The 14746-nt window shown below is 42.1% G+C and carries 13 protein-coding genes; all 13 read right to left on the reverse strand.

Translation table 11 applies throughout. The features are described from left to right. Nucleotides 1-7: 7 nt before the first annotated feature. The 13 genes from Dia5BBH33_RS04570 to priA all read right to left on the reverse strand — a co-directional run bounded on the left by Dia5BBH33_RS04570 (nt 8) and on the right by priA (nt 14657). Nucleotides 8-1252 carry an adenosylhomocysteinase gene (locus tag Dia5BBH33_RS04570; protein WP_143332482.1) on the reverse strand — a complete coding sequence of 415 codons (1245 nt, stop codon included), beginning with the start codon at nt 1250-1252 and terminating at the stop codon, nt 8-10. Nucleotides 1253-1256: 4 nt separating this feature from the next. Beyond that, complete coding sequence (gene mtnA / locus Dia5BBH33_RS04575) at nt 1257-2309, reverse strand: S-methyl-5-thioribose-1-phosphate isomerase (RefSeq protein WP_108849749.1); 1053 nt, start codon at nt 2307-2309, stop codon at nt 1257-1259. Next, entirely contained in the window at nt 2306-3100 is a 795-nt protein-coding gene (gene mtnP / locus Dia5BBH33_RS04580; protein ID WP_108849748.1) for an S-methyl-5'-thioadenosine phosphorylase, read from the reverse strand. Before mtnP ends, mtnA begins: the two co-directional genes overlap by 4 nt. Continuing rightward, a complete protein-coding gene (locus Dia5BBH33_RS04585) occupies nt 3097-3975 on the reverse strand; it encodes an Hsp33 family molecular chaperone HslO (RefSeq protein ID WP_022382257.1) in 879 nt (292 codons plus the stop codon). Before Dia5BBH33_RS04585 ends, mtnP begins: the two co-directional genes overlap by 4 nt. Before the next feature lie 171 nt (nt 3976-4146). Next, entirely contained in the window at nt 4147-4788 is a 642-nt protein-coding gene (gene rpe / locus Dia5BBH33_RS04590; protein WP_108849747.1) for a ribulose-phosphate 3-epimerase, read from the reverse strand. Nucleotides 4789-4793: 5 nt separating this feature from the next. Then, on the reverse strand, nt 4794-5663 hold the full coding sequence (rsgA, locus tag Dia5BBH33_RS04595; protein WP_108849746.1) for a ribosome small subunit-dependent GTPase A: 870 nt from the start codon (nt 5661-5663) through the stop codon (nt 4794-4796). 6 nt (nt 5664-5669) lie between these two features. Next, the gene (gene pknB / locus Dia5BBH33_RS04600) at nt 5670-7529 is read right to left on the reverse strand and encodes a Stk1 family PASTA domain-containing Ser/Thr kinase (protein ID WP_022382254.1); all 1860 of its coding nucleotides are present in this window, start codon (nt 7527-7529) and stop codon (nt 5670-5672) included. A 3-nt stretch (nt 7530-7532) separates the two neighbouring features. After that, a complete protein-coding gene (locus Dia5BBH33_RS04605) occupies nt 7533-8273 on the reverse strand; it encodes a Stp1/IreP family PP2C-type Ser/Thr phosphatase (RefSeq protein WP_022382253.1) in 741 nt (246 codons plus the stop codon). 187 nt (nt 8274-8460) lie between these two features. Further along, nucleotides 8461-9492 carry a 23S rRNA (adenine(2503)-C(2))-methyltransferase RlmN gene (gene rlmN, locus Dia5BBH33_RS04610; protein ID WP_022382252.1) on the reverse strand — a complete coding sequence of 344 codons (1032 nt, stop codon included), beginning with the start codon at nt 9490-9492 and terminating at the stop codon, nt 8461-8463. Between the two features lies 1 nt (nt 9493). Then, nucleotides 9494-10849, reverse strand: a complete 1356-nt coding sequence (gene rsmB, locus Dia5BBH33_RS04615) for a 16S rRNA (cytosine(967)-C(5))-methyltransferase RsmB (RefSeq protein ID WP_108849745.1) — start codon at nt 10847-10849, stop codon at nt 9494-9496. Then, nucleotides 10830-11825: a methionyl-tRNA formyltransferase gene (gene fmt / locus Dia5BBH33_RS04620; protein WP_231939222.1), complete on the reverse strand. Its 996-nt coding sequence runs from the start codon at nt 11823-11825 to the stop codon at nt 10830-10832. The genes rsmB and fmt overlap by 20 nt, the downstream gene beginning before the upstream one ends. Beyond that, nucleotides 11764-12231: a peptide deformylase gene (gene def / locus Dia5BBH33_RS04625; protein WP_231939221.1), complete on the reverse strand. Its 468-nt coding sequence runs from the start codon at nt 12229-12231 to the stop codon at nt 11764-11766. Before def ends, fmt begins: the two co-directional genes overlap by 62 nt. Before the next feature lie 53 nt (nt 12232-12284). Beyond that, nucleotides 12285-14657: a replication restart helicase PriA gene (gene priA / locus Dia5BBH33_RS04630; RefSeq protein ID WP_108849742.1), complete on the reverse strand. Its 2373-nt coding sequence runs from the start codon at nt 14655-14657 to the stop codon at nt 12285-12287. Between the last annotated feature and the right edge of the window lie 89 nt (nt 14658-14746).

Consider the following 14746-nt stretch of genomic DNA (forward strand, 5'->3'; position numbering starts at 1 on the left):
TTCCCTCCTAGTCAAGTCCCAGATATTTTTTCTGTTCTTCAGATAAGCTGTCAATCTTGTAGCCCATTGACTGAAGTTTGATTTGAGCAACTTTGGTATCAAGTTCATGAGGAAGTGTATATACTGCCGGTTTCATATCCCTGCCATGGCCTAAAAGGTACCAGACTGCCAATGTCTGCATAGCAAAGGACAGATCCATGATTTCAGCCGGATGTCCATCGCCGGCTGCCAGATTGACAAGGCGTCCTTCTGCCATTAAGAATACAGTCTTGCCATTTGGCAGTACGTATCCTTCAATATTCTTTCTGGCTTCATATTTCTTCGTGCAGATGCGCTCAAGGTCAGCACGGCTGACTTCGCAGTCAAAATGGCCTGCATTGGCACAGATAGCGCCATCTTTCATCTGTATGAAGTGTCTTTCTGTAATGACATCGATATCGCCGGTTACAGTCAGGAAGATATCCCCTACTTTTGCAGCCTCATCCATCGGCATGATTTCAAAACCATCCATGACTGCTTCAATAGCCTTGATCGGGTCGACCTCTGTTACGATGACATGAGCGCCGAGTCCTTTTGAACGCATGGAAACGCCCTTGCCGCACCAGCCGTATCCGGCAATGACTACAGTTTTGCCGGTAATTGTCAGATTCGTGCTTCTGATAATTCCATCCCAGGCCGACTGTCCTGTCCCGTAACGGTTATCGAAGAGATATTTGCAGTAAGAATCGTTTACCGCAATCATCGGGAATTCCAGATCGCCAGCCTTTTCAAGGATCTTTAAACGATGGACGCCGGTTGTTGTTTCTTCCGAGCCGCCGATTAAGTTGACCTGGGCATCCTTGCGGGTCGTATGAAGCAGATGAACAAGATCGCCGCCATCATCGATGATGATATCAGGTTTATGATCGAGTGCCTTATTTAAGAAAAGCGTATATTCCTCGTCAGTGCAGCCGTGCCATGCATAAACGGTGATTCCGTTATCAACCAAAGCAGCCGCAATAGGATCCTGTGTTGAGAGCGGATTGCTTCCTGTGCAGATAACATTGGTGCCTGCAGCTTTTAGTGTAAGTGCCAGGTAAGCAGTTTTGGCTTCAAGATGAATGGACATGACCACTGTCTTGCCCTTGAAAGATTGATCAGCGGAGAATTCTTCTTTCAGTGTATTCAAAACAGGCATAAATTTCTCTACCCAGGCAATACGCTGTTTGCCTTCTTCAGCTAAATTAATATCACGTATCATTGATTCATTCATTGTTTTAACCTTCTTCCTTGTAAAATCTTTTAATATTATCTGTATATGGCGGGACAATAACGCCTTTTTCAGTGATAATCCCTGTTATCAGATGATTGGGAGTCACATCGAATGCCGGATTGAATACAGGAACATCCTTGGGGGCCAGCTGGATTCCCTTGTATGTCCTTACTTCATCCGGATTTCTTTCCTCAATAACTATTTCACCGCCGCTTTTGATAGAGGTATCAAATGTGGAAAACGGTGCAGCCAGATAAAATGGTATGTGGTGGTAAGAAGCAAGGACAGCAAGTCCATATGTACCAATTTTATTGGCGCCGTCTCCATTAAGAGCGATCCTGTCAGCTCCGACGATAATGGCATCAATATGTCTTGTATTCATGAGCATGGCAGCCATATTATCCGTAATCAGACAGCACGGGATTTCATTTGCCATGAGTTCCGTTGCGGTTAAACGTGATCCCTGCAGAAGGGGCCGCGTCTCATCGGCATATACACATGAAATCTGGCCTCTTTCATTAAGCTCCTTGATAACACTGAATGCCGTGCCGTCCCCCGCCGTAGCAAGTGCACCCGTATTGCAGTGTGTCAGAATGTTAAGGGCAGTTTTGCCTTTAAATAAATCAGCTCCGTGTGAACCAATACGCCTGCACATATCCCGGTCGGAATATTCAATGTCTTTTGCTTTGTTCAGCAGTTCTGCCCCGGCTGTTTCCAGGCTCTCTGAATGAGAATAAACTTCTTTCATTTCAGAAATCGCCCAGGACAGATTAACAGCTGTAGGACGAGCTGCTTCAAGTTCATCCAGCGCTGCATAAAAACGTTCCGTCAAACCAGTGTCAGAATATGCCCTGCATTCCCTGAAAGCCAGGACAGATGCGTAACCGGCCGCCACGCCAATGGCAGGCGCGCCTCTGACAGCCAGTGTCTTGATGGCAGAGACGACATCCTTATACGAATAACAGTCGATATAAACAATTTCATCGGGTAATTTTGTCTGGTCGAGAAGAATCAGGTGATCTTTATCCCATTTCAATGACCAAAGACCTTGCTTCATAACTGAAATCCTCCAAAGTCTTTGGCGGCATGTCTGCAGTCGCAGTCAGTATCAGGATCAAATTCCTGAGAAAGGATCGTAATGATCTTAACAAAACTCTCAATATTCTGATTCATGCATTCAACAACTTCGCGATGCGTCAAAGATTGTTTCGAAATGCCTGCAGCGAAATTTGTTACCATGGAAATGGTAGCGTAGCACATTTCAGCTTCCCTGGCCAGCTGACACTCCGGCACATTTGTCATACCGACAACATCAGCCCCCCACATCCGGTATGCTTTGATTTCAGCGGGAGTTTCAAATCTGGGGCCTTCTGTACAGATATAGGTTCCCTCTGGATGGATGACGATTCCCTCACGGTGTGCAGCATCCAGGACAGCAGCACGAAGATGCGGGCAATATGGATGTGTCATATCAATATGGGCAACTCCATGCAGTTCGCCGTCATAGAAAGTACCGATTCTTGATTTCGTCTGATCGATGAACTGATCAACCAGTACCAGTTCGCCGGGCTTGTAATCGGGATTCAGAGATCCAACTGCTGTTGTCGATACGATGGAAGATACCCCCAGCGCCTTTAAAGCATAAATGTTGGCCCTGAAGTTGATCTTATGCGGCGGGATCGTATGATTCACACCATGCCTTGCCATAAAGACGATCGGCTTATCCTTGAAATATCCTAATTCATATTTTGCTGTCCCATATGGAGTTTCAATTGTTTCGCTATGGAGATCAGTTAATATTTCAGGGTTATAAACACCTGTACCACCAATAAAAGCTAATTTATTCATTGAATACCCTCCCCTTTTTCATCGTTAAACCATTTAACTAAAGTTGATCTTGGTATATTGTATTTTTTACCACAATAATGGCAGCAAACTTCTGTAACTTCGTCTTCCAGCAATTCATTTCTTTCCGTTTCGGGAAGCAGAAGCAGCGAATTTCTTATATGATCCAAATTGCAGGTGCACTGAAATTTGATGACCGATTCGCCAATGGGAAGGAAGCCTTCCTTATCTATCAGGAAGCTTAAAGATGATGCATCCTCTTTGTCTCCAAAGATTTTCCATCCCTTGCTGTTCAGTATAAACAAATCATCATATAATTTCTTGTTAGCCTGAGGCGTCATCTGTGCCAGGAAGCAGGCAACTCTTTCCAGCTTTCCGTCTTCTCCTAACTGAAATTGGATATCCAGATAAGAATCTGTTTGGTCTGATTCGTTCAGGTAAGAAGTAAGACATTCAGAAATACTATTGCATGATGCGTTTACTGTGCTGATATATGGCTGTTTCAGCAGGGAATACCTTGTGACAAACAGCTGTGCATTTTCACAAACGAGACGTTTCTCTTCAGCAGGATCGTATTTATCGAAAGCCTCTGCTTCAGGATTTTCTATAAATCCCCTTACATAATGACCTTCATAAGCATCAGCCCGGATAATTCCCAAAGGCGAATGCGTTACCCACTTCAGAGAGATTCCTTCGTGATTTTTGAAATCAGTTGCCAGTGCGGCAGTTGCAGCGAGAATTTTGCCAATGATTATTTCAGAAAATAATGAAAGATTGTGTATATTCCCAGCTTCTTTTGCTGCATCAGTAACATCTGCAACAGTGATTCGGAGTCCTTCATGATTAAGTAAGTGTTGGATAGAATTTTTAGTGATCAATTCTTTTTCCTCCTAAAACCAGTCCCAGAAATTATCAATTGATATAGACCAGATTACAATACTCTTAAAGTATTAATCGTATATATTTTACCATTATCATATGACAAAATAAAACCTGTACCTCTGATTTAAATCAATAAGGTACAGGTTTTATTTTAATCGGGGAATAATTCACACCTTCAAAGACTCAATGGCATCTTTTCTGTCTGGCTGATTAAATACTGATGAACCAGCAACAAGTATATCTGCCCCGGCATTTTTCAGTAATCTGGCATTGTCCTTGTTAACGCCGCCATCAATTTCTATTAAAGTGGAAAGCTCCTTGTTTATGATGAAATCCTTTAAACGTCTTACTTTATCAAGGGTATAAGTAATGAATTTCTGACCGCCAAATCCCGGATTCACGGACATGATAAGCACATAATCCAATAGTGGAAGAACTTCTTCTATAGCTCCTATCGGTGTACCCGGATTCAGTGCGATACCGGCCTTGATATTCCTTCCTTTGATGTTCTGTATCATTCTGTCCAAATGAGGAACTGCTTCTACATGGAAGGAAATGTACTGGACAGAGATAGATTCCAATACATCCAGATAATCCTGAGGATTATAGGTCATAAGATGTACATCAAGCGGCAAATTGGTTACTGTCCGGATAGACTTAATCACTGGCGGGCCGAATGAAATATTTGGTACAAAATGGCCATCCATAACATCCAGGTGAAGGAGGTCTGCTCCGTTTTGCTCCACATCGCGGATTTCATCCTCGAGTCTGACAAAATTGGCAGCTAATACTGACGGTGCTATTTCCATAAGAACTATCTCCTGTTCTTTTCTGAATTCAATTCACTAAGAAGTTTGATATAATTATTATATCGTTCCAGCTGGATATCTCCGTTTTGCACTGCATCCCGGACAGCACAGTCTGGTTCCTTGTCATGCATGCAGTCATTGAATCTGCATTTGCCCAAATAAGGCCTGAAGTCCTTAAAAAGATAGGCTGTTTCTTCCGGCATCAGATGATTAAGGTTAAGCAGCGTGTATCCGGGGGTATCCATAAGAAGACTGTGATCAGAGTATCTGACTAATTCCGCATGACGGGTTGTTGTTTTTCCCCGTCCTGAATGACTGCTGACTTCCCCGGAGATAAAATGAGAAGAGCCCAGAATATAATTCAGAAGACTGGATTTCCCGACACCTGAAGGGCCGGAAAAAGCAATGATTTTCCCCTTTAAAAGCATCTGAACATTTTCAAGTCCGTATTTTGTTTCTAAAGAGGTACAAATACAGTCATATCCGGCATTTACATAGTAATACCTGACAGAAAGTGCATGAGATGGATCCAGATCATATTTATTAATAATGATGGCCGGATTTATCCCTGCATATTCTGATAGGACGATCATCTTGTCCAATAAGTATTGATCCAGATCAGGACTTTTGATTGCAGAAACCAGGATAAGCTGGTCAACGTTGGCTATAGGCGGACGATGAAGAACCGTCAGCCGGGGATAGACATCCTTAATCAGCATCTGCCCTGAATCATCCAGCTCGCAGTCAACATAATCTCCAACCAGTATATCGGTTTTCTTTTTCAGCTTTCCTCTGGATCGGCAAGAGGCCGTCTCATTGTTATCCAGTAAAACATTAAAGTAGCCGTTTTGGTTCTTAAGTACAATGCCATTCATAGCGGATTAAAGCTCCCTGTCTTGAACGACAGAACCATCAATAACAACCTGAACCCTGACATTGCCTACACCAGAGACATCCTTATTGATCGTGCTTCCTGCATTAACCTTCGCATTATAGACCGTATGCTTTCCGGTATCATCAGTTACATAGATTTCTACCTGACGTGCATTGCCTTCTTTTGGAATTGTAATATTGACTGTCCCGTTTTTCTTCTGGCTCTTGGATTTTGATCCAATCGTAAGATTAACGACATTGAAATTCGTTTGTTCTCCGCCGGCCGGATCCTGCGAAACTACAACTGCATTGGGAGCATCAGCTGCTGTACCGTCAGAAGAAGTTATTGTACCTACGGAAAGTTTCATGGAAAGCAAGGAATTACGCGCATCAGATAACGACATTCCGGTCAAATTCGGAACACTTACCTTTTGACGCATGTTGATAACTATATTGATCCGCGTCCCCTTTGTTGCCTTTGCGCCGGAATCCGGGCTTTGGGAAATAATAACATCGGAAGGCTTGTCCGGATCATTTCCATTTTCGACTGCTCCCAAAGACAATCCCATCTTGTCAAGACGTTCTTTCGCCTGCTCCAAAGTCAGACCCTTCAGGTCTGGAATAAGCATGGTCGAACCGCCCTTGCTTACAGTCAGATGAATGATCCTCTGTGCTTTCACATTGGTACCGGCCGGAGGCGTCTGGGAAATGACCTGTCCGGAAGGTACATCATCACTCGCAATTTCATCTACAGAAACCTTCAGATTCAGTTTTTTCAGAGATGTTTCAGCGACCTCTACCGGTTTTCCCACCACGTTCGGAACGGAAATGTTTTCAGCACTCCAGAAGTTGCCGAAGGTAAAGAATGCCCAGGCAAAACAGATTGCAAATAAAGCTACCATCGCAATCCAGATGTACTTCTGCGGAAGATTGGCAATAAAAGTAGCCACTTTCCCATCTTTTTCCAATACGATCGGCTTTTGTTTTGTAGGAAGAGGACGAGTCAGCGCAGTAAAATCATGAGACGCCGGCTTGTTGTAGATTGAAGTCGTAAATCCCTGCGCAATTTTCAATTCCGAAATGAAATCAGAAACGGAATCATATCTTTTATCCGGATCCCGCTGGAGGGCTGTAAGAAGGCATTCTTCCAGCATTGGCGAAATTGCCGGATTATATTTTGTCGGCCTGGGAATATCTCCCTGCATATGCTGAAGAGCAATACTTACCGCTGTCTCACCTTCAAACGGCAGATGATGAGTCAGCATTTCATAAAGAACAATTCCCAAAGAGTAAATATCCGTCTTGGCCGTTATCTTATCACCTGCAGCCTGTTCAGGCGACAGGTAATGAACGGAACCCAGGATGGACTGTTTATCTATAACAGTGGATGAGTTGATTGCTCTTGCAATGCCGAAATCTGTTACTTTGACCTTTCCATTGGTGGTCAGCAGTATATTATGCGGCTTGATGTCACAGTGAATAATGCCATTCGCATGTGCTTCTTCTAGTGCATTGCCGATACTGATAGCAATTCTGACAGCTGTATCAATGGGAATATTGGGGTGTGACTGGATATATTGCTTCAGTGTCTCCCCTTCGACATATTCCATGACGATATAGTGAATATCGCCATCACAGCCGACATCATAAATTCCCACAATGTTCGGGTGTGTTAATTTTCCTGCGGATTGCGCCTCATGTCTGAATCTTACAATGAAATCATTATCCTCAGCAAAATTGCTATGCAGAATCTTAACGGCTACGATGCGATCCAAAAGGATATCTTTGGCCATATAAACATCAGCCATGCCGCCAGAGCCGATTTTCTTTATAATTTCATATCTGCTATCTAGAATTTTTCCGGTCATAAATTACTCCAATGTTTCTGTAAACTGAACCAGAATAAGAGACACATTGTCTTTTGCTCCTGCATCATAAGCTTTTTCCATTAAATCCTTGTCTAACTTTTTTAAGTCATCCTGTGTTCTTCTTGGATTATCAGCAATAACAGACCTGATGACGTTATCATCAATCATACCCGTCAAACCATCTGAGCAAAGTAGAACCAAAGAATCATTATCCAACTTAAAATGCCCGGTATCCACAGTCAAAGATTTTTCAATTCCGACTGCCCTGGTAATTTCGTTTTTCCGGGGATGAAAACGCATATCTTCCCTGGATATTTTTCCTTCATTGACAAGTTCCATAACAAATGAATGATCCGTAGTGATTTGTTTCAGTATATTATCGTGCCAAACATATAAACGGCTGTCTCCTACATGAGCCCAATTCAAGGTATCGCCGATCACTGAAGCAGCTATCATTGTTGTACCCATAGAAAGAAACTGATCGTCATCCTGCTTCCGGTCCAATATGGCCTGGTTAGCCAGCAGTATAGATTCCTTTAAGTTGGATTCAGAGAGTTCAGCGGGCTCAAGGCGCTCCAAAAAATTACCAGCACTCTCGACAGCAAGTGTGCTGGCAATCTGGCCGCCTTCATAGCCGCCCATACCATCTGCTAATATATAAACATTTTCTACATCCAGATTGATCGCGTCTTCATTAACTTTTCGGACTAATCCGGTTCTTGAATCACCCAATGTAAGTATCATAGAAACCAATGCCTGTCCATGTTTTCTGCAAATATGCATGAAACCTAAAAAATTATAAAGCAATCCATTAAATAGAAACTTTCGTAAGATACGTTTGAAACTATTTCTTCACTAATACTATCATTATGCAATACCATAGTCAATTTTAGCAGAGCGGCATATGAATAGAGATGAATAACAGTCTCGCTCAGTTCTTCAGATATCTTCTCTTCAGCTGGCCGCAGGCTGCCTGAATCTTATCACCCATCTGTTTCCTGACTGTTGTCGTCCTGCCATGCTTTTCCAAAATCATTTGGAATTTTTTCACTTCATCAGCTTCCGGCGGATATAACTGAATATGTTCAGTGCCATTAACAGGAATTAAATTAATGTGACAGTTCAGATTTCCTATAAGTCTGCATAATTCATTTGCATTATCCGCAGAAGCGTTCACATCTTTTATAAGTATGTATTCGAATGTAACCCGGCGGCCCGTTTTGTTATAGAAGTATCTGGCGGCGTTAATTACATCCTCAATTTTATAAGAGTTGCTGATAGGCATGATTTGATTTCTTATCATATCATTCGGCGCATGCAGCGAAATTGCCAAAGTGATCGGCAATCCTTCTTCCGCCAGACGATAGATCTGTGGAACGATACCACAGGTTGAGAGAGTGATATTTCTAAGACTGATGTTCAAGATATCGGGATCATTGCAGAGTCTGATGAACCGCAGCACATTTTCATAGTTTGTCAGAGGTTCGCCTGCTCCCATCAATACGATGGAATGTACAGGAATATCAAAATGCTGCTTGAAAGCAAACACCTGCGCCAGTATTTCTGAAGCATCAAGGTTGCGCTTCATTCCATCAAAGGTGGAAGCACAGAAGACGCATCCCATCGCACATCCTACCTGCGTAGAAGCACAAATGGAATTGCCATAATCATGATGCATGCAGACGGTTTCAACCAGGGAGCCGTCAGAAAGCTTGAGCAGGAGTTTAGTCGTGTTTTTATCATCCGACTGCAGCTGATTGATAATCTGCGGTTTGCTGATTACTGTATTTTCCTTGAGCCATTCTCTCATTGCACCCGGCAATTGTTTCATCTCATCAAAATCATATACATATCTGTGATATAAATAATCCTGAATCTGCTTGGCCCTGAATCTGGGAAAACCATTTCTGACAATCCAATCTTCTGTTTCAGCAAGTGTATGGCCCCAAATATTCCAACTCATATTATCTCCTTTTCATTTTAGCGATAAAGAATCCATCGCTATGACATTCATCCGGCCAAAGCGTTGCCATACCGTTTTCATATTCTTTTCCATTTGGCAATTGGAAACCTTCTAATTCAAAATCAGTAAAGTTGTCTATAAACCACTTAACAACAGATTCATTTTCCTGTTTATTCAGTGTACAGGTACTATAGACCAAGACCCCTCCATGCTTAACATAATGAGCTGCAGTAGAAATTAACTTTTTCTGCAGGATGGGGAATTCCTTTATATCGGCCTCTTTCCTGTTCCATCTGATTTCCAGTTTATGTCCAAGTACACCCAGACCGGAACACGGGGCATCCAAAAGTACTTTGTCATACTCTTCATTGCAGGAATCATTCAGGACGGTTGAATCCTGTACTTCTGCATGAATAATTTTGATACCTAACTTATGTGCACTTTCTTTTATTAGCTGAACCCGGTGGTCATATAAATCCCATGCATCAATATGGCCCTCATTGTTCATTAATTCAGCCATTTCCGTCGTTTTGCTTCCCGGGGCGGCACACATATCAAGAACCCGCTCTCCTGGTTCAGGAGACAATACAACTGGCGGAATCATTGATGAGACAGATTGAACAGATGCATAGCCCTTGTTTAGGATTTCAGCAAAAAACTGGTCAGCCCCATGTTTAAGGATGATAGCTGGCGAATAAAAATCACTCTGCTGGGCTTCGACACCTTTTTCAGATAAAAGCTTTAAAACGGATTGTGTATCAGTTCGTAAAGTATTAACACGTATGGAAGTATCAGGTACTTCGTTAAAGGCCTTCAATATTAAATCTGTTTTCTCCGGTCCTAATTCTTTCTGCCATTTTTGTACCAGCCATCCAGGCATATTATAGAAGAGTTCATCATACAAAAGCGGATTGCTTTCCCGTTTTGGCAGTTCAAACTGTTCCTTCTTCCGGAGGAAATTTCTAAGCACACCATTGATGAACCTGACATTCCCGGGGTGTGTAATCTTCTTTGCAATTTTAACAGTTTCATTGACTGCGGCAGATTCCGGAATCCTGGATAAATATATCAGCTGATAGAGCCCAATACATAACAGGATCCGAACTGCAGGATGTATCTTTTTTACAGGATGGCTGCTAAGACGGCTGATAATCCAGACAAGATAGTTGTATTTTCTAAGAGTGCCGTAAACCAATTCTGTCAATAAATGCGCCTCAGGCCCCTTCAAATGATTCTTTTTGAGTGCCGTCTGAAGTCTTAGATTCGAATAAGCGCCTTTTTCCAAAATATCATAAAGCGCCTGATATGCCAGAGCCCTTGCAGAAGGAGCCTGAGCATTAGTATTCAAATGATTCATCCGTGGTCACCTTGTACCCGTTAATAAAGTCTGATGCGCTCATCTTTTTATGATTTTCGGGCTGAATCATGAGAAGCCCTATGGCACCGTCACTGCATTTAACATGAAGCATTCCGTCGGAAAGAGAGAAGATCTTCCCTGGGGCATCATTAGAACTTGATTCAAGCAGAACAGCCTCGTGAATTTTAATCCGCTTTCCCCTGAAGAAAGTATATGTACCCGGATTTGGATACATTCCCCTGATCAGCCTGTCTATCGTGCGGGCAGAATCATTCCAGTTGATATGTCCCATTTCCTTCGTCAATTTTTCAGCATATGTTGCTTTGCTTTCATCCTGTTTTACAGAAGCAGCCAGTTTAGCCGGCAGATCATCCAAAACATCGATCAACAGTTTTGCTCCGACATTGCTCAGTACGTCAAAAAGATCTTCTGATGTCATATGCGGAGTAATGGATACGCTTTTTTCCGCAATAATATTGCCAGTATCCATTCCTGCGTCCAATTGCATGATCGTTACTCCGGTTGTTTCTTCTCCATCAATGATCGAACGCTGAACAGGTGCGGCGCCGCGATACTTAGGAAGAAGCGATGCGTGCACATTAATCACGCCATACTTGGGAATATCAAGAACAGCCTGCGGCAAAATCTTTCCGTAAGCTATTACAATAATCAGATCAGGATTCAGAGCCCTTAACACATCAAGCTCTTTTTCATCCTTCAGGGAGTTGGGCTGATAAATAGTAATATCATGTTCCAATGCGAATTGTTTTACCGCAGAAAACTGTACTTTATTTCCCCTTTTATTGACCCGGTCCGGCTGTGTATAAACAGCTTCAACCTCATACCCCTGTTTATAGAGCTCATTTAATGATGGTATTCCGAAATCCGGTGTTCCCATAAATACGATTTTATAATTATTCATCTGTCTTAGGTCCTTTATGAAGTGAAAGAGCCTTTTCAATGAAAAGGATGCCATTTAAATGATCAGTTTCATGCTGGATGCAGCGTGCTAATAACCCGGATGCCTTTTTTGTTTTTTTCTTGCCATGTATATCCTGATAATGCACAATGACATTCGAATAGCGTTCCACTTCCCCAAAGAGTTCAGGAACGGATAAGCATCCTTCTATGTCGGTATTCTTCTCATCCCCGATGGGGCTCCATTCCGGATTGATGTAAGCTTCAAAGCCGGATTCACCGTCATCAGCAACAAACACCCTTTTAGACACCGCAATCTGCGGAGCAGCAAGACCTACACCGTTAGCTTCATACAGGGTCTTTTTCATATCAATAACCAGGAATTTCAATTTTTTATCAAACACTTCAACAGGAGCTGCCACATTCTTTAATATCGGATTTCCCGCACTAATAATTTTACTCAACTTATGATACCTTCTTTCTCTTAATCTTCGAGTAAATCCAATTATTTAATTCTTTATATTGGATCTACGTCTATAATTATATCATTTTCTTTGAATATTACCGAATTTCTCATCAAATTTTTCAAATCCACAAAATTACTGCCTTTTATCAATATGGATATGAAATATAAGTTTCTGACCCGTTTGATTGGTTCCGGAAACGGTTCCGTAAAGGATACTTTTGCTTTCAGTTTCTTATTGGCCTCGCAGAGGAACCGGTAAATGGTATTTGCCTGATTGACCGCAGTATTGTAATCCTTATTAAAACATGTAATTTTCAGTAATTTCAGAAATGGAGGATAACCGAGCATTTTACGGAATTCTACTTCCTGCTCATAAAATTTCTCATAATCCTGCCTGGCGGCTGTTTCAATCACATAATGTTCAGGATTATAGGTTTGCAGGATAACTTCTCCGCGTTCTTTTCCCCGGCCGGCTCTGCCTGCACACTGGGTAATCAGATTAAATGTCTGTTCGGCTGCCAGATAGGTCGGCATATTCAGGATGCTGTCCGCAGATAAGATTCCAACAGTATTGACATTTGGAATATCATGTCCCTTTGCGACCATCTGCGTCCCAAATAATATATCTATTTTATCATTTTTGAAATCATTTAGGATTCTTTGTGCACTATTTTTTCTTGATGTACTGTCAAGGTCAAAGCGCTGGCTTCTGGCCTGCGGAAAATCTTCCTTTAACTCTTTTTCTATCAACTCAGTCCCCCAGCCTAGATAGCGGATTTTCCTGTTTCCGCATTTGGGGCATTTATACGGAGGAATACTGGTCGTGCCGCAGTAATGACACTTCAATAAGTTCTCTTCTTTATGATATACAAAAGATACGTCACAGTTAGGGCACTTAAAAACATAGCCGCATGATGAGCATATCAGCGTAGATGCAAATCCTCTTTTATTTAATAACAGAATCGCTTTTCTTTTATTCTCCAGTGTCTTTTCAAGCAGCTCCCTAAGCGGCATGGAAATCAATCTTCCGCTGTTACTGTAATCTCCTCTCATATCGTAAATCAATATTTTGGGCAAGGGAGTGTTGAATACCCTGTGCTTTAATTCAATCAGCCTGATCTTCCCGCTTAAGGCCGCATAGTAAGTTGCTATCGATGGCGTTGCCGCCCCCAGGACAATAGGGCAGTTAGAGATCTTGGCCATCATCTTGGCTACGTCCCTTCCATTATATCTGGGGCTCTCTCCTTGTTTATAGGAAGAGTCATACTCCTCATCAACAACAATCAGTTTCAGATTTTTAAATGGCAGGAAAAGCGCAGAACGTGATCCAATAATAATACGGCTTTCTCCGTTGACGATTCTCTGGCGGTTGTTATATTTCTCTCCTTTTGATAATTTGCTATGCATAAAAACGACATCATCGCCAAACACAGATGCAAAATAGGAAGTGAGCTGATTGGTTAATGAAATCTCCGGAACCAGTATCAAGGCCGATCCGCCTTTTTCAAGAGCGTGTTTCGCACACTGAAGATACACCTCGGTTTTCCCACTCCCGGTGACACCTTTTAATAAAACGCCTTCGTAAGAAGATTTATCAATAAGCTTGGAAATCTCATTGATTGCATTAAACTGTTCTTCAGTTGGATTTTTTTCATTGCCTCTGGTATTTGAATCCGTTATCAGGGAATAAGTATCCTTCGCTTTATAAATTACTTTTGCAAAGCCTTTATTGCAATATGCACGGACGACCGCATCAGAAATCCCTTGTTCTTTTAAATTCCTGACGGGGATTGCCTTTTCGGTTTTAAGAAGCCCCCATAGCAGTTTTTGTTTGCTGCTGCGAATCAGATCACTCTCTTTCGGAGTCGAGACGAATTCAATCCACCGCTCAACAGGTGCTGCATGTACGCTGGATAATAGTTCTCTCCTGATCAGATAAGATTGATCAAGACATTCTTTAAGATGACCCCCGAAAATAAGCTCAGCATCTTTTTCATGCAGTGATTTGACGGAATGATCTATCAACGATGAGAATTCTGAGCCCGCCGGAATATTATCCCACAAAATCTCATATGTATATTCCCTTTGAATGCCTACCTTATCAATCAGGAAAAGTCTCAAAGCCTCAATCAGAGGACACATATAATACGCGGCTATCCAATAAGCCAAAAGGAGCATCTGCTCAGTAAACCAAGGTTCAGTGTCCATGACATCCAATATATATTGAAGCTTATAATCAAACTGATCTGGGTCGGCATCGGTTATGGATAGAATGATTCCTTCTTCATGCTTGCCTGCAAAGGAAACCAGACATCTGGTACCAGCCTTAACGGATGCAAATTTTTCTGGGACGATATAAGAAAACGTTTTATTTAAACGCTTGCTCACTCGATTGATAATCACTTCAGCAATGATTGTTCTCATAAAATTTTATCTCCGATCAATCGACTCAAAAAAATAGTGGTTACTCTTTAAGAGTAACCACTATTCTATCATATTTCAAGAACCCTTGA

This window comes from Dialister hominis (assembly GCF_007164725.1).
Taxonomy (GTDB): Bacteria; Bacillota; Negativicutes; order Veillonellales; family Dialisteraceae; genus Dialister; species Dialister hominis.